The 20,755-nt window shown below is 58.8% G+C and carries 14 protein-coding genes; 11 read left to right on the forward strand and 3 right to left on the reverse strand.

The genetic code is table 11. From position 1 onward, the window contains the following. Positions 1-73 precede the first annotated feature (73 nt). Positions 74-991: a LysR family transcriptional regulator gene (locus ACUNV4_RS02385; RefSeq protein ID WP_430876885.1), complete on the reverse strand. Its 918-nt coding sequence runs from the start codon at positions 989-991 to the stop codon at positions 74-76. On the opposite strand from ACUNV4_RS02385, the gene ACUNV4_RS02390 reads away from it, so the two are divergent. After that, positions 990-2,279: an MFS transporter gene (locus ACUNV4_RS02390; protein WP_430876886.1), complete on the forward strand. Its 1,290-nt coding sequence runs from the start codon at positions 990-992 to the stop codon at positions 2,277-2,279. The two genes, ACUNV4_RS02385 and ACUNV4_RS02390, sit on opposite strands and share 2 nt — an antisense overlap. 60 nt (positions 2,280-2,339) lie before the next feature. Here the strand turns inward: ACUNV4_RS02390 and ACUNV4_RS02395 are convergent, their stop codons facing one another. Further along, positions 2,340-3,071 carry a hypothetical protein gene (locus ACUNV4_RS02395; RefSeq protein ID WP_430876887.1) on the reverse strand — a complete coding sequence of 244 codons (732 nt, stop codon included), beginning with the start codon at positions 3,069-3,071 and terminating at the stop codon, positions 2,340-2,342. A 261-nt stretch (positions 3,072-3,332) separates the two neighbouring features. On the opposite strand from ACUNV4_RS02395, the gene ACUNV4_RS02400 reads away from it, so the two are divergent. From ACUNV4_RS02400 to pckA, 8 genes are all read left to right on the forward strand, one after another. Then, complete coding sequence (locus ACUNV4_RS02400) at positions 3,333-4,022, forward strand: DUF481 domain-containing protein (RefSeq protein WP_430876888.1); 690 nt, start codon at positions 3,333-3,335, stop codon at positions 4,020-4,022. 235 nt (positions 4,023-4,257) lie between these two features. Next, positions 4,258-5,091, forward strand: coding sequence for an aquaporin Z (gene aqpZ / locus ACUNV4_RS02405; protein ID WP_430876889.1), 834 nt, complete (start codon positions 4,258-4,260; stop codon positions 5,089-5,091). A 200-nt stretch (positions 5,092-5,291) separates the two neighbouring features. Beyond that, positions 5,292-5,978, forward strand: coding sequence for a TVP38/TMEM64 family protein (locus tag ACUNV4_RS02410; RefSeq protein WP_430876890.1), 687 nt, complete (start codon positions 5,292-5,294; stop codon positions 5,976-5,978). Between the two features lie 565 nt (positions 5,979-6,543). Then, on the forward strand, positions 6,544-7,725 hold the full coding sequence (locus tag ACUNV4_RS02415; protein WP_430876891.1) for an OmpA family protein: 1,182 nt from the start codon (positions 6,544-6,546) through the stop codon (positions 7,723-7,725). 190 nt (positions 7,726-7,915) lie between these two features. Beyond that, positions 7,916-9,268, forward strand: a complete 1,353-nt coding sequence (locus ACUNV4_RS02420; protein ID WP_430876892.1) for an OmpA family protein — start codon at positions 7,916-7,918, stop codon at positions 9,266-9,268. A gap of 209 nt (positions 9,269-9,477) precedes the next feature. After that, complete coding sequence (locus ACUNV4_RS02425) at positions 9,478-12,663, forward strand: hypothetical protein (protein ID WP_430876893.1); 3,186 nt, start codon at positions 9,478-9,480, stop codon at positions 12,661-12,663. Next, a complete protein-coding gene (locus ACUNV4_RS02430; protein ID WP_430876894.1) occupies positions 12,660-13,958 on the forward strand; it encodes an OmpA family protein in 1,299 nt (432 codons plus the stop codon). Before ACUNV4_RS02425 ends, ACUNV4_RS02430 begins: the two co-directional genes overlap by 4 nt. 921 nt (positions 13,959-14,879) lie before the next feature. Next, positions 14,880-16,505: a phosphoenolpyruvate carboxykinase (ATP) gene (gene pckA / locus ACUNV4_RS02435; protein ID WP_430876895.1), complete on the forward strand. Its 1,626-nt coding sequence runs from the start codon at positions 14,880-14,882 to the stop codon at positions 16,503-16,505. Between the two features lie 162 nt (positions 16,506-16,667). On the opposite strand, the gene ACUNV4_RS02440 is transcribed toward pckA, so the two are convergent. Further along, positions 16,668-18,176, reverse strand: a complete 1,509-nt coding sequence (locus tag ACUNV4_RS02440; protein WP_430876896.1) for a M48 family metalloprotease — start codon at positions 18,174-18,176, stop codon at positions 16,668-16,670. Between the two features lie 361 nt (positions 18,177-18,537). Between ACUNV4_RS02440 and ilvB the strand changes: the two genes are divergently transcribed. Both ilvB and ilvN read left to right on the forward strand, forming a co-directional pair. Continuing rightward, positions 18,538-20,256, forward strand: a complete 1,719-nt coding sequence (gene ilvB / locus ACUNV4_RS02445) for a biosynthetic-type acetolactate synthase large subunit (protein WP_430876897.1) — start codon at positions 18,538-18,540, stop codon at positions 20,254-20,256. Beyond that, entirely contained in the window at positions 20,256-20,750 is a 495-nt protein-coding gene (ilvN, locus tag ACUNV4_RS02450) for an acetolactate synthase small subunit (protein ID WP_430876898.1), read from the forward strand. Before ilvB ends, ilvN begins: the two co-directional genes overlap by 1 nt. Positions 20,751-20,755: the final 5 nt, after the last annotated feature.

The following is a 20,755-nucleotide window of genomic DNA, read 5'->3' on the forward strand; positions in this document are numbered from 1 at the left end:
GCAGTGGTGTTATAAGTATTTACTTATATTGGGAGTCTCAAGAGCAGGTTGATGTTATTATGCAGTGGTCGCGTTAGTCAACTCGAATACTGTCGATGACTCCCCTGACTTCATCGAGCAGTTCCACGACAGCTGCCATCGGCTCCTGATCTGTACGCAAGGTCACACCACCGAGCCTTTCGGGCAGTGCTTTCTCCATGGACACGGCGCGGATGTCCGGGTAGGCGTTGAGATGAGTCTGAGAAAGGAATCCCAGCGTGTTGCTGTAGCGAACGATATTGATCATGGCGGAGACAGAGTTGGTTTCGATCATCGGTATGGGCAGATCCACCTTCTCGTCGCCGAACAGGCGTTTCATCAGGTCTCGTCCGAAGGTTTCCTCACCGGTCATCGCCCAGCGCTGGTCTGCAATGTCTTTCAGTTTCCGGGGCTGTTCCCGGTGTATCGGATGATCATGACGGGCAATGACCGTCATGCGCTCCTGTACCAGAATCTGCGTGGAGTAGCCCGTACCCATGAAGTCGTCACTGATGGACGAGAAATAACAATCGATTGCGTCGCGATCCAGCATCCTGTGGAGTTCATTGTTGAGAGCGACCGTCAGCTCGAACCTCAGGTCGGGGTTGCGCTGCTGTTGGGCACAGATGGCGCGAGGCAGTATGTCGTGTATCCAGTCAGGCCCGCAGCCGACACGCAGCAGACCACCGCTGCCGCTTTTCAGCGCTTCCAGCGACTTGTGCAACTCTGTATTGGAACGCTCGATCGTATTGGCATGTTCGACCAGCAACTCCCCGTAGCGCGTCACACCCAACGGGCGTGTCGAGCGGTCGAAGAGCTCCACCCCCAGGAGTTTTTCCAGCTTGGTGATTGCCTGTGTGAGGGCGGGCTGCGAGATTCCCAGAGCCTGGGCAGCCGTGGTCAGGTTGCGGGTCTTGTAGACCGCCTGAAATTGCTGCAGGCCGCCCAGCGGCTTGTATCGCTTGTCTGTCATGGTGTTTCGCCGTGAAGTGCCTGTACTACTGGAGCATCATGTTGCGATGAATCGCCACGATCTGTCGAGTACGCTGTCATTTCTGCAAGTCAATGCACGATGGTTGGTGGGCGGCATGATGCTAACGGTATTCTCCAGTTTTGGTCAGGCTTTCTTCATCTCCCTGTTCGGTAGCTCGTTGCGGGCAAGCCTGTCGATGAGCAATGGGCAGTTCGGCGCTATCTTCATGCTCAGTACCCTGGCCAGTGCTGCCAGTTTCCTGTTCATCGGTCGTCTGGTCGATCGATACCCGGCAAGGTTTGTGGCATTAGGTGCCTGTCTTGCATTGTCAATGGCCTGTCTGGGCATGTCCCTGGTGAGTTCAACGGCGATGCTGTTGCTGGTACTGTACGCTTTGCGACTGTTGGGGCAGGGACTGTTGCCGCATATTGCCATGGTCTGCATGGCGCGCTGGTATGTGGCGGAGCGGGGCCGAGCAGTGGCGGTAGCCTCTCTGGGTCACCAGATGGGAGTTGCACTGCTTCCACTACTGGTCGTGTCCTTGCTTGCCAGGGCGGACTGGCGCAGCGTCTGGTTGCTCGGGGCATTGTCACTTCTGCTGGTCGCACTGCCCGTCATTCATCTGCTGATGAGAGTGGAGCGCAAGCCACGCGGCGTGGTCACGGTCAGCAGCGATGAGGCTGAACAACCAGGCCAGTGGACATATCGCGAAGTGGCCGGAGATCCGTATTTCTGGTTGACGCTCATGTTCGTACTGATACCGGCCTTTGCCGGTACGTCGGTGATCTTTCATCAGGCGCATATCAGTGATTTGAAAGGCTGGTCTGCATCCCTGATTGCCGGTGGCATGACTGCCATGTCCGTTGGTAATGTGGCCGCTCTGCTGTTGTCGGGGCAGTTTGTCGATCGCCGCGGCGCCAGCCGCCTCTTGCCGGTCTTTCTGCTGCCTTTTGCGCTCGCCTGTCTGGTGCTGAGTGGTACCGATCAGGCGTGGGGGCTACTGGTGTTCATGGTGTTGCTGGGAATCTCGCAGGGAATGTCCACCACCTTGTTCGGAACCCTGTTTGCCGAGATCTACGGTACGCAGCATCTGGGTTCCATACGCGCCTTGTTGATGTCCGCCATTGTGCTGGCGACAGCGCTGGGACCGGGTCTGAGCGGCTACCTGATCGATCATGGAGTTTCTGTCGATGCCCTGCTGCGCGGGGTCGCTGTGTACGCTCTGTGTGGAGCGGCGGCCTTGTGGGGGCTGTCGCGAGTCCTGGTGCAGCGAGTGGGCGACACGTGAAGGGTGCGACAGGAGGGGAAGGGGTGGCTGCCCGGCTCTGGTAACGCAATGTTGCCTGGCTCAGTACAGCGCTTCGTGCCGACGGCGCGAGAGCAGATATCGGATGACATAGAACAATGCGCCCGGCCAGAACAACACCATCAATACAAGCAATACGCTCATCGAAAAACGCGGCGCCTTGCGGGTGGACTCCTGTCCGGCAAGATGCATCAATCGGCTCGAAGTGTGGCGGGCAATCTCGCCGGCGATGGCCTGACGCTGCTGATGACGCATCCGGTTGATGCTGTCCACCTGAAACGGCGTCAGGCAATAACTGCAGGCAAGCTCATCCTGCTCTTGCAGGTTCACCGTCAACTCCGTCGTCGCGCCACAGCCTGCACATTCATGGCGTAGTGACATTCTTGCATTGAGTCGGCCGTCGTAGAGGCGGTCGGCATGTTCGTTCAGGATATAGTGGCCGATACCGGCGTTGTTCAGACTTCGGACCCCTCGGCGAATGTCCTGGAGGGTAAACCCGGATTGCTGCAACAAGGTGCTGAGTCGAGCGTCCGGCGTGTGTTGCAGCAGGGCCCAGAGTCTGAGTGTGGTCTTTTCCTGATGCCTGACGATCAGGCCGAATACCAGCAAGGTGATGCAGGCGGGAATCAGCGACAGACTCAGATAGCCCACAGTGCCCTCCAGTCGTCCAATCGTGGCCCATTGGCCATAGACGATGGACCCTGAAAGCGGCAGGCCGAGGCCACCGGCAGCAATCAGCAGGTCGTCGATGACGGTCAGATTCTGCATTTTCATGTGTTGGTCCTTGTCGGTCCGGTGGTGCCGTCACGGCCTTGCAACGAGGTTCCGGAATACCGGTGGCCTGTGTTCTTCCTGTTCCCGGCTGCGGCCAGCTGTGTACGAAGCTATCATCGGCAGGTGGCCTGCCGACTTCAGAAGCGTGTGTCAGCAGTGTCGATCGCATTCCGATCGTGGCAGGCGGGCCGTGCCAGCTCGCCGATCAACTCTTCCTGACATCCACTACACTAGAGCCATCAACAAACCGATGCGCTCACCATGCCTGCTTTCAAACCATTGCCGTCAATGGCTCTTCTTCTCGCGCTTTGCCTGACCTTGACCAGCGCAGGCGCGGCCCAATGGAGCGGAGGGCTGGAAGGGGGCACCGTGATGCGCGACGGGGAGTCCTCGACGCGTATTCGTGCCAGGGCCAGCCTCGACAGCCGGCCTCTGAGTCATGATCTGCATGCCGAATGGTACCGCCGGGACACGAGCAGCATCGAGCTGGGCTACAAGCCGCGGTACTGGTTGAGCGAGAAACTCTATACCTTCGGCGAAGGACGGCTGCGGTTCGAGGAAGATCTGGGCATCGATCGCGAGACGCAATTGCTGGGCGGGCTTGGATATCAACTGTTGGCTACTCGCGAGCAACAGCTCTTGCTGGAGGCAGGAGCCGGTTACCGTCTGACCAGTTTCACCGAAGAGACCCTGTTGGAAGACGCAGAAGAAGGTGTCGGTGTTGTCCGAGCTGCCGGTAGTCAGATTCTTTCGGATCTGATCAAGCTGGACTTGCTGGCGGATGTCTTTTCCAGTGCTCGCTATATACAGTCGCAGGCAGAGCTGGGTGTCTCTTTGCGAGTGCCTCAGGGAGCAATCCGCTTGAGTTACCGGATTCGGCGGGTTGATATCGACGAACTGGATGCGGTTGAAGATTCGGATACAGCTGTGAGTTTTACCGTCGGATTCTGATCTGTGCAGCTCCTGTATTGAACAACCATCTTCGAGGGAACCGACAATGCAAGCAGTGGCCGCCTGACCTTGCAGTGGTGGCTATCAATCTACCTTTGTTCACGGTTTGCTGCTTCCATGGCGTGCCTGCTTCTCTAGAATTGCCGGACAGACACGGAAGTTCCATCTCCCAGCCGGGCTGGTTACGTTTCGTTGCTGAGGATAAACCTGTTCAATTGCAAAGAGGGCAATACACATGTACGGAAAAGCACTGGCGGCCGAGGTATTCGGCACCTTCTGGTTGGTTCTTGGCGGCTGTGGTTCGGCCATACTGGCCGCGATGTTCATGGCCGGTGACAGCGGTGTCAACCTGGGGCTTGGGTTTCTGGGGGTAGGGCTTGCATTCGGCTTGACCGTTGTGACTGGCGCCTATGCCGTCGGCCATGTGTCGGGCGGCCATTTCAATCCGGCCGTGACATTGGGTCTGGTCGCCGGCGGTCGATTCGAATTTTCCAAGGCACCCGGTTACATCATTGCCCAGGTCATCGGCGGCACGCTGGGTGCTGCTACCATCTATGCCATTGCCTCCGGGCAGCCGGGCTTTACAATTGAAGCAGGTCCCGGTACCTTCGCTACCAACGGATTCGGCACCGACGGATCTCCCGGTGGGTTCAGCATGCAGGCGGCTCTTGTCACCGAAGTGGTCATGACCGCGGTATTTCTGGTCGTCATCATGGGGGCGACGGCAAAGCGCGCCTCTGCAGCGATGGGCGGACTCACCATTGGTCTGTCTCTGGCATTGATTCATTTCATCAGCATTCCCGTGACCAATACCAGTGTCAACCCGGCACGTTCCACCGCTCAGGCCCTGATCGCGAACCTGTTCGGTGACGGTGTCACTCTGCCCATGCAGCAGCTCTGGTTGTTCTGGCTTGCACCCATTACCGGTGCCATCATCGGTGCTGTCATCTACCGTGTCATGATCGATGCCAACGATGATGTGCCACAGGCAGAGGCTGCCGAGGTATTCCGTACCGATGCGTCAGAAGCGACCAGCCGAAGTGCGATGGCTGATATGGAAAAGGTCTGAAGCAGAGGTGACGACGAAGCCGCGGAATTTCTGCGTCTTCGACTGACCCATTCGTGCAGGCCGGTCACCTTGCAGTTGGCGCTGCCCGTCTGCGCAAGCCCCGGCAACAGCAGGTCCCCGGATCATTTTTCGATCCGGGGCTTCGTTTTTGCTGAAACAATGTCAGCATGGCGTTCCTTCTGCACACATCGTTATTCTGAATGACTCGCCTTATCCGCCAATCCGGCCGACTGCCAGCTCTGATAGCGTCGATTCTGCTGCTGGTGATCATCGTGGTGGTCGCGGCCTCGGTACCGGAGGATCGAATACCGGCTAGACGTTGGGGTCTCCTTCTGGAGGCTGCAGGGGCCTACGGTATCGTCGTTTTCCTGTCAGTTGGCACTCTGGCAACCTCTATCGGACTGCCGCGCCAGTTGGTGGCCTTTATCGGTGGGTTGGCCTATGGCCTGCTTCCTGGTCTGGCGTTGTCGCTCATGGCCGCTCTGAGCGGCTGTCATCTGACGGTCCAGGTGTCACGGCGCCTGCTGAGACATCGAGTGGAGCGCCGCTACCCTGCATTCATCGAAAGGCTGAGCCGGCTGCTGCGACACGATACCTTTGTCAAGGTTCTGATATTGCGTCTGCAGCCTCTGGGAACCAATCTGCTGACCAATCTGTGCATCGGCTTTACCGACGTGTCCTATCGCAAGTTCCTGCTGGCTTCCGGTATCGGATACATACCCCAGATGCTGGTGTTCGTACTGCTCGGGGCCGGTGTTCGGGTCGGTGAGGAGACGCAGGGCCTGATCAGTGGCTTGCTGGTTCTGATTTCAGTCTTTCTGGGGGTCGGTCTGTATCTGCAGCACAAGCAAAGGCAGAAGAAGGCCATTCTTGATTCAAGTGACTGAATCTATAAAGGAAATTGGCATCACTTACGTGACCAGGGTTGACAGCCCGCGCTTCCGGGACTCTAATGAGCTTGCAGAATGTGATTTGTTTCACACTGCAACCTCCTCCAAGTGGTACTTGCTGGCAGGGAAGCTATAGTAGCCATGGATGGCTGTTTTTCCTCTTCTGCTGACCTTGCGCGTCAGAATGAATCCGCCTTCGGCTTGTCAGGGCAGGCTGACACGGGCGGAAGCCACAGCGCAGAAGGTCTTCATCCGATATCGCCGTCAATGCTGAAGAGGCCCGGTTTACCACTCTGTCGAACCGGGAAACACGGCTGCGCCCCTCGATGGACACCGATTTGCCGCGCTTGTGCAAACCCGTACCAACTTCAGGCTTGCAGTCTGTCCCGGATTGGCCGATAGCCATCACCATGAAGTGTCGCACTCTGCCATCCCGGAGCACAAATGCGCTTTTCCGGCAATCTGTGAGCTGTTAATTGATCACAGTTAACAACAAATCGGTGCAGATTGTCGTATTGTGGCGGCGCTTTATTCTCGTTGAACCATGAGTGACAGTCAGCCAATGTGCATTTCAGTATCCCGTGTTGTCGCCCTCTCCATTTCTCTGGGCAGTCTCGTTCTGGTCGCCCAGCCGGTGCTTGCGCAGCAGGGAAACTGGTATATCGGTGCCGGAGCAGGCATGTCACGACTGAGCCCGGACACTGACGGTTCTGCCTTCACTCTCGAGGATGAAAATTCCGTGGCTGCCGGCATCTATGGTGGCATGGATATCGGCCAGCGTCTGGGGGTCGAGGCCGCCTGGACGCAGCTTGGCAAGGCTGATCTGTCCGCCGGGGAGGAGGTCGAATATTCGGCAATTTCCATTGGTGGCATCGCCTATGTCCTGGGTGAGGCTGACGCTCGGCGACGCCAGGACGGCTGGTCGGGTTATGTGCGGCTTGGTCTGAGCAAGATCAGCAACGAGTCGGATATTCTTCTGGCCGAGGAGGACAACACCGCTATCTGGGCCGGAGCCGGTATCCAGTGGCCCATGAGTCATTCCTGGGGCTTGCGCGGCGAATTGGCCAGTCTTGATGGTGACGCACAGGCCGCACTGGCCTCCGTATACTGGCGCCCCGGCGCGAAGCGCAGCGCTGGAAGAGGCTCTTCGTCGGTGCCTGCCAGACTGCCGCAACCGCAACCGCAACCGCAACCGCAACCGCAAGCACAGGCGCAGGCGCAAACGCCAGCCCCAGCCCCAGCCCCTGTCGAGGTGCCGGCACCCTCCACGGAGCAGGCTCCTGCCGCAACGGTCGCCCGACCTGCGCAGCAGACCGTGGTCACCGTCGACCAGTCTCTATCGGCTTCGGCCAGTTCCTGCGCTGTTCCGGCTGCGGGAGAGCCGCTCGATGCGCAGGGTTGTGCCTTGTTCAGCGGTGTACTGCAAGGCGTGGAGTTCGTTGACGACAGCACGCGCCTGACGGCAGTCGGGGAAACGTTGTTGTCACGCCTGTCCGGGTCGCTGAATCTGTATCCCGAGCTGGTTGTCGAAATCCGTGTCCATACACAGACGTTTCCGGAACCCGAGCGCGCGCGTGAGCTGTCACGGGCTCGTGCGGTAGCCGTGGCGCGCTATCTGGTCGGCCAGGGCGTGGATGTCAGGCGGCTGAAGGCTCGTGCCTTTGGTGATACGCAGCCACGCGCCAGCAATGACACAGCTGGTGGACGCCGGCTCAACAACCGGGTCGAATTACGGGTTCTGTAATCTGGCAAGCCGACTTTCCTGTGCAGTTCGTTACGTGTTCTGATCGACAAAAACGAATCAAACCTGTGGGGCTCGAGTAGTAACGAAACTCGATCGGGTTTGGAAATTGCTTTTGCTGTCCTGTCAACGCCGTTAGTGTGGCAGGAACAGAACACCAATGATTCATCCCCGCAGTAAAGTACCTCCTGCTATGGTCGGCAGCAGCCGCACCGTACTGGCCATGCTGGTTTGCAGCCTCCTGTCAGCGTGTTCTGCATCCCTGCCGATTCTTCAGGAGGCACGCGAATCACTCGTCGATGGTGACGCTCATGGCAGTCGTACTCGAATCGATGGGCGAGTGCTGGACGGGCGTGCAAGAGGACGTTATGAGTCCGATACCCCGCCAGACGCAGATGCCGGCGTGCAGATTGCTGCCTATCAGCGAGATCAGGCGCCACCAACGTCTGCCACCCGGACCAGCACACCACCGGCATTGGGCATGGCCAATCGCTGGCGTCCGGCATTGCGCAGCAACGATCAGGATGGCGATGGGGTCGTCGACGCGAATGATGAGTGCCCGACAACCGAAGCGTTCGTGACCGTTGACCGTGTCGGCTGTGGGCTCTTTGATGCCGTGTTGGAAGACGTGGTGTTCAACAGTGGGTCACGCTGGCTTTCCGACACTGCCCGCAGTCGCCTGGATCAGCTGGCGGAAACCCTGCTGGCATTCCCCGAGTCCCGTGTACAGGTACGAGCCCATACGGATTCACAGGGTACTGCCAGCATGAACCAGCGCCTGTCGGCCGAGCGGGCCGAGTCGGTAGTGCAATACCTGCAGAGTCGGGGTGTACATGCCCGGCAACTGCAAGCCGTGGGTATGGGAGAGTTGCAACCCCTTGCCAGTAATCACAGCTCGGCCGGCCGTTTGCGCAATCGCCGGGTGGATATCGTGACCTTGCCCGATCAGGACGCAGGGGAACTGCCGGACAGAGCGCCTCGTCAGACCGGGCGAGCGGTTACCTTGCTGGCGGCCGCCTCGGTGCATGAACACAAGCCGGCACCGGCCGCGACAAAGGTTGCTGCACGCTCGGCCGGGAAAGCCGCCGAACCGCCACTCAAGGCGGCGGGGCCGGTGGTCGCGAGGACGCGATCAAACCCGCCTGTCATGCCACTGCCACAGCCGGGATTTGCCCCCGGGGTCAGTATTTCCGGGGTGGTGAATGGATTGGGATTCGCAACCGGGTCGGCCGAACTGCAGAACAACAGCCATGGTCGTCTCGATGACATCGCGCGAACCCTTTTGGAGAATCCGGAGGTTCGGATCGTGGTCATGGCCCACACCGATGACAGCGGTGATGCCGGACAGAATCTGCAGTTGTCGCGGCAGCGTGCGCAGACCGTGGTGAATTATCTGACGGCGCAGGGCGTTGCACAGGAGCGACTGGACGCCGAAGGCTATGGCGAACTGCTGCCGCTGGTGCAGAATGTCACCGAGGAAGATCGTGCCACCAACCGTCGGGTGGAAATCCGCATTCAGCGAAACCAGGGAGCTGTTGCCCGCTGAGAGTGTTGTTGATTCGAGGGAATTGACAGGGTTTTACATCCGGGATTAAGCTGTAGCGCAGGTTGTCGGAGACATCCTGCAGGGTCGTGATGTAGGTCGTGCTAATACGCCAAGTAACCTGTTATCGTATTGTCGGTGCCGGAATTGACGTGGTGTCCGGAAAAACAAGTCATCGTTAACAGGGACCGCCTTGCGGTCAATCGAACATCATGAGCAAGAAGCACTTGACCAGCCGCTTCACGAGCCCGTGCACTCGCCCATCTGGCGCACTGGCCGTGACTCCCGGAATACTGACCATGGCCATCGGCCTGGCTCTGGGAACCCTATCCACATCCGGCATGGCTGCCGACAGCGATTCGTCCAGCCCGTTCCAGTTGACTGAAACTGCGGGATTTCCGCTACAGGCAAAAGCGGAGGACGGTCCGGATTCCGATGGAGACGGTATCCGCAATCAGGACGATCTCGACGACGACAACGATGGCATCCTGGACTCTGTCGAAGGTGGTGTCGACAATGACGGTGACGGTTTCCCCGATAACAATTCTGCCGATACCGACGGTGATGGCGTTCCGGACCTGCTGGATCTGGACAGCGACAATGACGGCATCCTGGACAACATGGAGGCGCGTCTGTCCCGCGATTCCGTCAAGGCCCTGGATCAGGTGCCGAATGGCGCCATCGATATCGGCATACCGGTTGGCCGTAACGGTGTGGCCGATGAAATAGAAACCTGGCCCGATTCGGGACAGATGAAATTCGAGCTGCCCGATACGGACCAGGACGGTACGCCGGATTTCCGCGACCGTGACAGTGACAACGACGGCATCTACGACGTTGTGGAAGCCGGCGGGGTCGATGCCGATACCGACGGCCGACTGGACGGATTCTACGATGGTGATGGCAAGGGTGTGGATGACAAGGTACAGGCGTCTGCCTTGCCACTGTTCGATACCGATGGCGATTACATCCTGGATTTTCGCGACCTGGATTCCGACGGCGACACGATTCCCGACAGAGTCGAGTCCGGCGGCAATTCCAGCGCACCGCTCGATACCGATGGCGATGGCGCTGCTGATTACCGAGAGTCGGACAGTGACGGTGATGGCATCGGCGATCGACAGGAAGTCGGCAGCAATGTCGATTCACCGGTGGACACCGATGGCGATGGCATCCCGGACTATCGCGACAATGATGCTGCCAGCGGCAATACCGACAACAACACTGGCGACTCGGGCGACTCGGGCGAGGGCAGTGGCGGTTCGAACGACAACGATGGCATCCGTGACGATGATCGACCAGATCGAGATGGCGATGGCATCGCCAATCAGGATGATCTGGACGATGACAACGACGGCATTCTCGATACCGAGGAAGGCATCATCGATGCCGATGGCAATGGCGTTGCTGATGCGACCTCGCGGGATACGGATGGCGACGGTACGCCCGATGGCAACGATCTGGACAGCGACAATGACGGCATTCTCGATCTGATCGAGGGGCGGCTGAATGAAGCCACCATTGCAGTATTGGATACCGTCAACAATGGGGCCATCGATATCCGCAATCCGGTCGGTCGTAACGGCCTGGCGGATGCAATCGAATCCGGCGTCGATAGCGGTACCATCAATGCGCCTCTATTCGATACGGATGGGGATGGCACACCCGATTACCTGGATACCGACAGCGACGGTGATGGCATCTTCGATCTGGTGGAAGCTGGTGGCGTCGATAGCGATGGTGACGGTCGTATCGATGGCTTTGTCGATCTGGATACGAAAGGTGTCGATGATGCGGTGCAGGCCAGTGCACTGCCGCGCTTCGATACGGATTCGGATGGTCTGCGCGATTATCGGGATACCGATTCGGACGGCGACGGCATTCTCGATCGGGTAGAGAATACCGGCAGCGCTTCAGAGCCAACGGACAGTGATGACGATGGTGCGGCGGATTACCGTGAACAGGACTCTGACAACGATGGTGTCAGCGATGCCATCGAGGTGGGTGATGATGCGGCCAGACCTGTCGACACCAATGGCGATGGCAGGCCTGACTTCCAGGATGCCGATGTTCAGTTCACCGGCGGCGGTGCAGTCGATCCGGGACCGACACCATCAGCGGACCATGATGGGGATGGTGTGCCGAACGCGCAGGATGCCGACGATGACAATGACGGCATTTCCGATCTGGTCGAGGGCAGCGCTGACAGTGACAGTGATGGCATCATCAATCGCCTTGATCGTGACAGCGACAACGACGGCATCCTCGATTCCGTGGAAAGAGGGCTGGATACAGACGGCGATGGTGTGCCCGATTATCGAGACCTGGACAGTGACAACGATGGCCAGTTCGATGCGCTGGAAGCAGGGCGCACGGCCGTCTCTGCCAGTGGTCGCCTGGCGTCCTCGGCCAGTGTGGATGCGTTTGGTCTGGCAGCCGGTGCAAGCGATCATGTCGTGGATACCGATGGAGATGGCGTTTCCGACCCGCTCGATCTGGATTCCGACAACGACGGAATTCCGGATGTGCACGAAGCCGGGCTGGCCGATGCCGATCTGAACGCACGCCTGGACGATTTCATCGATGAGAACAATGATGGGGCCGATGACACTCGTCTGGGCTCTGCAGTGTCGCTACGAGATACCGATGGTGATCGCATCGCCGATTCGCGCGATCTGGACAGTGATCAGGACAGTCTGTCGGATCTGTTCGAGAACAGTGGCAGCGACAACGATCAGGACAACGACGGTCAGGTCGACAACTTCGTCGACAGCAATGGCGATGGTCTTGATGACAATGTCGCCGCCCATCTGGCAGCGCCGACGGATACCGACAACGACGGTATTCCCAACAGCATCGACCTTGACAGTGACGGCGATGGCATCAGTGATCTGATCGAAGCCGGTGGTCGGGATGAAAACAGTGACAGCCGTATCGATCTGCTGGCTGACAGCGACGGTGATGGCATTCCGGATGTGAATGATGCCGACTTCACGGGCGGCAGCGATATCGACAACGATGGTATCGATGATTCTGTCGACAAGGATTTCGTCACCGGTCCGGACAGCGATGGTGATGGTGTCGTTGATCGTTTCGACCCGGATGCAGACGGCAATGGTTTTGCCGGTCCGCTCGATGACAATGACGATGGCCAGTCGCAGGGGAATCCGCTGGACCTGCCTGATTCCGATGGCGATGGTGTTCCCGACCTGCAACAGGGCCAGGCCCTCAGCGGTGAAGTGGAAACCGGTCTGGGCGGCTCCGGATTCGGTTGCAGCATTGCAACGGTTGCCAGTCGTTCGGGGGTTGATCCTCTGTTGCCATTGCTGCTGGGCGGCAGTGTCCTGGCGCTGGGTGCGCGTGTTCGCCGACGCAGGGAGACCGGTTCCGACTCATGATCGAGATGTTCGTTGAAGGCAGACGTAGCCTGCGGCAGGCTGGGAAATCGTTGTTCCGACCTGCTTGCAGGAACCCGGCTGGCGGCGCCAGTCGCCGGGGAAGGGGGCCGGGTTGTCGCCTGGCACTGTCGGCAGGTCTGCTGGGTAGCGTGATGGTGCTGGCCGGTTGCAGTTCGGTTGGGGGCAGTCGGGCAGATAGGGACTTCCAGCCGCGTGTCTACGCTGGCGCCGGGGTCCTGGCAAGCCGTCTGGAGCCCGATACCGATGGCGTGGCCGGTACATCGGTCGATGAAAACATGAGTGGCGGAGCATCACTGGCGCTGGGCTATGACATCAATAGCCGCTTCAGTGTGGAAGGTCATGTGGCTGCGCTGGGTGAGGCTTCTCTCGATCCGCGAGGGAGTATCGATTACACCGTGGCCGGTCTCAGTGCCCTGGCCTATGGTTCGCAGGAGCCGCGTGATCGAGCGCGTCGCGAAGGTCTGGCGGTCTTTGGCAGATTGGGTGTTGGTGCGCTGGAAAACGACGCCAGCGGTGTACGGTTCAACCAGGTCAATGATGTGCACTTGCTGGCAGGCGTCGGGCTGGAGTACGGCCTTGTCAATGGCGTCGGCGTTCGTGCCGAACTGGTTGCTCATGAGACAGATGCGAAGTACGCACAGCTGGGATTGATCTATCGTTTCGGCTCGACAGACAGCGGGCGCTCTGCCACTCGTTCGCAGCCTGAGCAACCGACAATCCTGCCAGAGGTCAACGACATACCGGTGGAAGGCGTGCCGCTGGAATCGGTGCCGCCCATTGCCGTGGCAGACCCGGAGCCGCTGCCTGACAGACCGGAACCTGTCGCACCAGCTGTTTCACAGACTGATGCCGATGGCGATGGTGTGCCCGATAGTGAAGACCAATGTCCGGGTACAGCCGCGAATGCCCCCGTCAAGACGGATGGCTGCGCGATCTTCGGTGGGGTGGTTGAAGGTGTCAACTTCCAGCCCGGGTCCGCCCGTCTGACTGCCGAGGCACTTGATGTCATGGCTGGAGTCGCGCAGACCTTGAAGGATTACCCGGACGTGCGCGTCATCATCGAAGCCCATACCGACAACGAAGGGTCGGCAGCCGTCAATCTGCAGTTGTCGAAGAGGCGAGCCATTGCCGTGGCTCGATATCTGGTCGATGCCGGAATTTCCGGTTCGCGTCTGAAGCCTCAGGCCTACGGAGAATCTCGTCCCCGTACCAGTAATCGCACTGCACAGGGCAGAGCAGCCAACCGCCGGGTCGAATTCTCCATTCTGCAGTAGTCCTCCTGACCCGGCTGCCTTGAAGGCAGGACAATCATCGGAGAAGCCCTGTCTTCCCCGGTGATTGTCTTGTCAGCTTTGCGTCCGATACTGACCGCTACCCTCAGCGTCCGGCATTCGTCCCCCGGTTCCCGCCGCCCAGCTTTCGGCTCCCAGCGCCCAGCTCTCGAGTCCCAACTTTCGGCTCCCAGCTCCCGACTCCCAACTCTCGGCTCTCGGCTCCCAGCTCTCAGCTCTCGGCTCTCAGCTCTCAGCTCTCAGCTCTCAGCTCTCAGCTCTCAGCTCTCAGCTCTCGGCTCTCGGCTCTCAGCTCTCAGCTCTCAGCTCTCAGCTCTCAGCTCTCAGCCCTCAGCCCTCAGCCCTCAGCCCTCAGCCCTCAGCGTGCGGCGTGCGGCGTGCGGCGTGCGGCGTTCAGCGTTAGCCGCCCCCCCAGCACTCGTCTTCGACCGATCGTCCCACCCAGGCCCTGTGCACGACCAGCAAGCCAGCAGGGGCTGCAAACCCCTGGCTTTGACCTCTGCTTGATGTCGCGCACTGTACTGGTGCGGCCTGTCAGAATGGGCATTTCTGGCCGAATAACGGTGCGATCATTGAAGCAGGTTCACTTGAATTGAAACTACCCAAAAAAATATTCATGACCTTGTCATGAGCGCCTTGATCGCGGAATCGTCGCTCGGGTGGACCCCAAGTCCGTGTTATTGCAGCAGACCGGTACTTTGGTCGGACGATAAAGCTGTGTAGTGAAACTACATGAATAGGAATTTTAACGTTCAAGTTGCTGTTTTAAAAGATTTTTTACCCGTGTAGTGGGTGTAAAGCTGCTTCACTCTACAGTATAGTTCCGCCCATCGGAGCCGCTACAGCTTGCATTTGTAATGGCTCAATCCGAGTCCCAGCGATACCAACTATCAGGAGCACCCTATGAATCAGACGGCTCGTGTCTTGTCACCCGTACTGGATCTGACCCCTTATGGCATCAACTCAGCCGCTGAGATTGTCTATAACCCGTCTTACGAGTTGCTCTTCGAAGAAGAGCTCAAGGATGATCTGACCGACCTGGAGCGAGGTACTCTGACGCAGTCGGGTGCTGTTGCTGTCGATACCGGCGCGTTTACCGGCCGCAGCCCCAAGGACAAGTACATCGTCAAGGACGACCTGACCCGTGATGTACTATGGTGGTCGGATCAGGGGGCCAATGACAACAAGCCCATTTCCGAATCGGTCTGGGGTGATCTGAAGGCCCTGGTCTGCAACGATCTTGACGGCCAGCGACTCTTTGTCGTGGATGCGTTCTGCGGTGCCAACGAGAACAGCCGGGTGGCCGTACGCTTCATCACGCAGGTCGCCTGGCAGGCGCACTTTGTCACCAATATGTTCATTCGCCCGACGGATAGCGAGCTGATCGGCTTCGATCCGGACTTCGTGGTCATGAATGCCGCCTCCGCAACCAATGACAAGTGGCAGGAGCACGGCATGAATTCGGAGAATTTCGTGGCCTTCAATTTCTCCGAGAAGATGCAGTTGATCGCCGGTACCTGGTATGGCGGTGAAATGAAGAAGGGTCTGTTCTCCTACATGAACTTCATCCTGCCTTTGAAGGGTATTGCATCCATGCACTGTTCGGCGAATGTGGGCGAAGCAGGTGACACTGCGGTGTTCTTCGGTTTGTCCGGCACCGGCAAGACCACCCTGTCCACGGATCCCAAGCGCCGCCTGATCGGCGACGATGAGCACGGCTGGGATGACGATGGCGTCTTCAACTTCGAAGGCGGCTGCTATGCCAAGACGATCCGGCTGAGTGCCGAGGCTGAACCGGATATCCATGGCGCTATTCGTCGCAACGCCCTGCTCGAGAATGTGGTGGTGCGTGACGATGGCAGTATCGACTATGACGATGCCAGCAAGACCGAGAATACCCGTGTCTCCTATCCCATCAATCATATCGACAATATCGTCAAACCGATATCCCGTGCCGGCCATGCCGACAAGGTCATCTTCCTCACGGCTGATGCTTTCGGTGTGCTGCCAGCGGTATCGTTGCTGACCCCCGAGCAGACCCGCTATCACTTCCTGTCCGGATTCACCGCCAAACTGGCGGGTACCGAGCTGGGTGTCACCAGTCCGCAGCCCACCTTTTCCGCCTGCTTCGGCAAGGCCTTTCTCAGTCTGCATCCCACCCGCTACGCGGAAGAGCTGGGCAAGCGCATGCAGGCTTCCGGTGCGAGGGCCTATCTGGTGAATACCGGCTGGAATGGCACTGGCAAGCGAATCTCCATCAAGGCGACGCGTGCCATCATCGATGCCATTCTCGATGGCTCGATCGAAGAGGGGGCCACACAGACCATCCCGACCTTCGGTCTGCGTATACCCACGGAGTTGCCAGGTGTCGATGCCAATCTGCTGGATCCACGCAGCACCTATGAGGATGAGAGTCAGTGGCAGAGTGAAGCGGACAAGCTGGCGCAACTGTTCATCGACAATTTCGTGCAGTACACCGATACCGACAGTGGCCGGGAGCTGGTGGCAGCCGGGCCTGTCCAGGCGTAATACCGGCTTCAGCCGTTTTCCACGACCCTCTGACGACAGCGACTGTCGTCAGAGGCTGTTCAGGCGCTCAGATGAGCCGCGTACCGCGCTGCACCTGGCAGCGCAGCGCGATTCGGTCAGTCCCACCATTCAGCGTAACCCGATTCGCGATCAACCCGCTTTTCAGCGCAGGCGTGTTGCCTGGGCTCTGAGTTCCTTGAGGCTCGCTTCCAGTCGGAGCTGATCCTGTGATTCCGGTGCTACCTGCTGCAACGCCAGCTCAAGCTGGCTGGTGGCGCGTTCCAGTTCGTCCAGTGCCTGGAAGTAACGAGCCAGGGACTCGTGACTGCCTGCCTGGTCATCCAGCCTCTCCTGTATGCTGGCCAGTTGTCTCCAGGCCAGTGGGTCAGGGTTGCTGTTGCTGCGCAGGTATTCGTTGGCAATCTGCATGGCCAGTCCCAGACGACGATCCTGTATGAGTTGCTCCAGACGCTTTTCCACGATGGAGTACCGTTCCGGATACAGTTCCGACAGGGCAGCCAGAATCGAGTCATCACCACGCTGCTGCTCCATGCCGGCGATATCGGCGCGCAACAGCTCGACCATCGGGTGCGCCTTGATCAGTGTGTCCAGCTCTTGCAGGTAGGCTTTGGCCTGGTCGAGCCGGTTGGCTCTCTGGTTGATCAGGGCCAGTGCATAACAACTGCTGATGTCGGGCGATGTCTGATGACGCGCAAGGTAAGTACGCATCAGTTCACCGCTGTCGTTGGCGCTGAGAACCGCCAGGCGGGCACGGAACAGGTCGTAATCGGGACTGTTCAATCGCTCCCGTCGTGGCTGGGAATCGGCCCGATCGGTCGCTTCGGCAATGCGGTTGTTGTCCAGCGGGTGAGTGCGCAGATATTCCAGCTGCAGATTGGAGGTATTGAGCGAATTCTTGCGACGCAGAATGGCAAACGATTCGGCCATGGCTCGCGCATCGTAGCGGGCGTTGGCCAGTATCTCGATGCCGATGCGATCTGCCTCGATCTCGTTGCTGCGAGTGAAATTGATGGCGGATTGCTGGCTGGCCGCCAGGCCCGCAGCCAGCGCGGCCTGACCGGCATGCGGTGAAGCCTGGCCGATGATGATGGCCGCCAGTACGGCAGCGGCTGTGCTGAGCGTTGCCCGATTGCCGGTGGCAAAGGCGCGAGCATGGTGCCGCTGAGTCACGTGAGCGACCTCGTGTGCCACCACGCTGGCCAGTTGCTCTTCCTGCTCCATGACGGCAACCAGTCCCGAATTGATGCCGACATAACCCCCCGGGATGGCGAAGGCATTGATCTGAGGATCGTCGATGATGAAGAAGGTGAAGTCCAGCGATTCTCCCTTGCCTGATGCCGCGACCAGTTTCGAGCCCAGGCTCTGGATGTATTCCGTGAGCTGCACATCACGAATCAGAGGCAGTTGAGCGCGAATCTGGCGCATGAACTGCGCGCCCAGCTGCTGTTCCTCGATCGGGGACAAGGCACTGTCGGCCGGTTCACCCATGCTCGGCAGATTCTGCTGCGCGCCGATACTGCTGACCCCTAGTGCCAGCAGCACACCGAAAATGATGCCAGTGGCCCGCTGCAAGCGAGCGCCACTGGACCGGCGTCTGGCCCTGGTCCGAGGGGTCTGACTGGAATATTCCGGATGCACAGTGTGATTCAAGTTTCCATGGCAGGGGGCAGTACGTTGTGGGACAACGTGTTGCTTGGTTCGTGCCAATCTATCATGAGCCTGTTTCCGGCTCCCGTAATGGCTCGCAAGGCGTTATACTCTCTTCCTGTATGGGGTTCGACACAATCCGGCCCGGCAATCAGTTCAAGTCACTCACCCGAATTACCTCTCGTGGTGTGATCACAGGCGGTTCAACCCACCACTGCCCACTCGTGACAAGGACCCACATTGTTGCCAGCCACCTCTACAACGCAATCATGATGCTATCAGACGTGCGTGCAGGCCATGGGTCTCTCGTGCGCATTGTCGACGGCGTCCCTGAATATCCAGCGAGTAATGAGGAAAAGAAGCGGTGGAATTATCCGGTGGTGAAATACTGATCGAAGCGCTGAAGGAAGAAGGCGTCGAGTTCATTTTCGGTTATCCAGGTGGTGCAGTGCTGCACATCTACGATGCCTTGTATGAACAGAACTCCGTGAAGCATATTCTTGTGCGGCACGAACAGGGAGCAACGCACGCGGCAGATGGTTATGCGCGTGCAACAGGCAAACCGGGCGTCGTGCTGGTCACGTCGGGTCCGGGAGCAACCAATGCGGTGACAGGCATCGCCACGGCATTCATGGATTCCATTCCCATGGTTGTACTGTCCGGGCAGGTGCAGAGCCGTTTCATTGGCAGCGACGCCTTCCAGGAAGTCGACTGTGTCGGCATCACGCGACCTTGCGTCAAGCACAATTTTCTCGTGGACTCTCTCGAGAACTTTGCCGAGACCATGAAGAAGGCCTTTCATGTGGCCACTACCGGCAGACCCGGTCCGGTGGTTGTGGACATTCCCAAGGATTTCACGGCTCCGGGTGTAACGGTGCCGTTCAACTATCCCAAGACCGTGAACATGCGCTCCTACAGTCCGGCGGAGCAGGGCCATCCGGGCCAGATTCGCAAGGCGGTGGATCTCATCCTGTCGGCCAAACGCCCCATGATCTATTCCGGTGGTGGTGTGGTACTCGGCAATGCCGCGGCTCAGCTCACCGAGTTCACCGAGCTGCTCGGTTATCCGATCACACAGACATTGATGGGTCTGGGCGCATTCCCTGCGTCCAACAAGCTGAACCTGGGCATGCTGGGCATGCATGGCACCTATGAAGCCAACATGGCCATGCACGATTGCGATGTGCTGATTGCCATCGGCGCGCGCTTTGATGACCGTGTCACCGGCGAGATCGAGAGCTTCTGTCCGGACGCCAAGATCGTGCACGTCGATGTCGACCCGGCGTCCATTTCCAAGAACGTGACGGTCGATGTGCCCATCGTGGGCAATGTCACCCACGTGCTGGATGCCATGATCGCGCTGATCAAGGACACCGGCAAGCGCGCCGATCCTGCCGATCTGGCTCAATGGTGGGCGACCATCAAGGGCTGGTCTGACACCAACTGCATGGCCTATGAGCTCGATGACAAGCTGATCAAGCCGCAGGCAGTGGTCGAGGCGTTGTGGCGCGAGACCAAGGGTGATGCGTATATCTGCTCCGACGTCGGTCAGCATCAGATGTGGGCGGCGCAGTTCTATGGCTTCGACAAGCCACGGCGCTGGATCAACTCCGGCGGACTGGGCACCATGGGCTTCGGCATTCCCGCTGCCATTGGCGTTCAGCTGGCTTTCCCCGATGAAGTGGTGGCCTGCATCACCGGTGAGGCGAGTGTGCAGATGTGCATTCAGGAGCTCTCCACGGCCATGCAGTACAGCACGCCCATCAAGATCATCAGCCTGAATAACCGTTACATGGGCATGGTCCGGCAGTGGCAGGAATTCAATTACGACAAGCGTTATTCGCATTCGTACATGGACGCCTTGCCGGATTTCGTGAAACTGGCAGAGAGCTATGGTCATGTGGGCATGCGGATCGAAAAACCCGGTGATGTGGAAGGCGCCCTGAAGGAGGCCTTCGCGATGAAGGATCGCCTGGTCTTCATGGATTTTCAGACGGATCAGAAGGAGAACGTGTATCCCATGATCGAAGCTGGGAAGGGACACCACGAAATGCGATTGAACCCTGCTCGGGAGCTGGCGTGATGCGTAGGCACGTTATATCTGTCCTGCTGGAAAACGAATCGGGCGCGTTGTCACGCGTGTCCGGTCTGTTCAGTGCTCGCGGTTACAATATCGAGTCGCTGACCGTGGCAGCCACGCACGATCCGACCCTGTCACGCATGACCATCGTGACCATCGGCACCGACCGGATCGTCGAGCAGATCATCAAGCAGCTGAACAAGCTGGTGGATGTGGTGCGTCTGACCGATCTGACCGAAGTGCCGTTCATCGAGCGCGAAATCATGATGGTGAAGGTTCGTGCGGTGGATGCCGGGCGCGAAGAGCTCAAGCGCATGGCGGACATCTTTCGCGGTCAGATCCTCGATGTCACCGAATCCAGCTATGTCATCGAGATTACCGGTGACGACTACAAGCTGTCGGGTTTTCTCGATGCCATCGGTCGAGACAACATCATCGAAGCCGTGCGTTCCGGCGCGACGGGTATCGCCCGTGGTGATAAAAGCCTGAAGCCCTGACACGG

It is taken from the genome of Granulosicoccus sp. 3-233, assembly GCF_052681095.1.

Bases quoted from the DNA above. Each gene is read 5' to 3' on its own strand.
- ACUNV4_RS02390 (WP_430876886.1), top strand. From the start codon at position 990: ATGGTGTTTCGCCGTGAAGTGCCTGTACTACTGGAGCATCATGTTGCG.
- ACUNV4_RS02385 (WP_430876885.1), bottom strand. From the start codon at position 991: ATGACAGACAAGCGATACAAGCCGCTGGGCGGCCTGCAGCAATTTCAG.
- ACUNV4_RS02395 (WP_430876887.1), bottom strand. From the start codon at position 3,071: ATGAAAATGCAGAATCTGACCGTCATCGACGACCTGCTGATTGCTGCC.
- ACUNV4_RS02400 (WP_430876888.1), top strand. From the start codon at position 3,333: ATGCCTGCTTTCAAACCATTGCCGTCAATGGCTCTTCTTCTCGCGCTT.
- aqpZ (WP_430876889.1), top strand. From the start codon at position 4,258: ATGTACGGAAAAGCACTGGCGGCCGAGGTATTCGGCACCTTCTGGTTG.
- ACUNV4_RS02410 (WP_430876890.1), top strand. From the start codon at position 5,292: ATGACTCGCCTTATCCGCCAATCCGGCCGACTGCCAGCTCTGATAGCG.
- ACUNV4_RS02415 (WP_430876891.1), top strand. From the start codon at position 6,544: ATGTGCATTTCAGTATCCCGTGTTGTCGCCCTCTCCATTTCTCTGGGC.
- ACUNV4_RS02420 (WP_430876892.1), top strand. From the start codon at position 7,916: ATGGTCGGCAGCAGCCGCACCGTACTGGCCATGCTGGTTTGCAGCCTC.
- ACUNV4_RS02425 (WP_430876893.1), top strand. From the start codon at position 9,478: ATGAGCAAGAAGCACTTGACCAGCCGCTTCACGAGCCCGTGCACTCGC.
- ACUNV4_RS02430 (WP_430876894.1), top strand. From the start codon at position 12,660: ATGATCGAGATGTTCGTTGAAGGCAGACGTAGCCTGCGGCAGGCTGGG.
- pckA (WP_430876895.1), top strand. From the start codon at position 14,880: ATGAATCAGACGGCTCGTGTCTTGTCACCCGTACTGGATCTGACCCCT.
- ilvN (WP_430876898.1), top strand. From the start codon at position 20,256: ATGCGTAGGCACGTTATATCTGTCCTGCTGGAAAACGAATCGGGCGCG.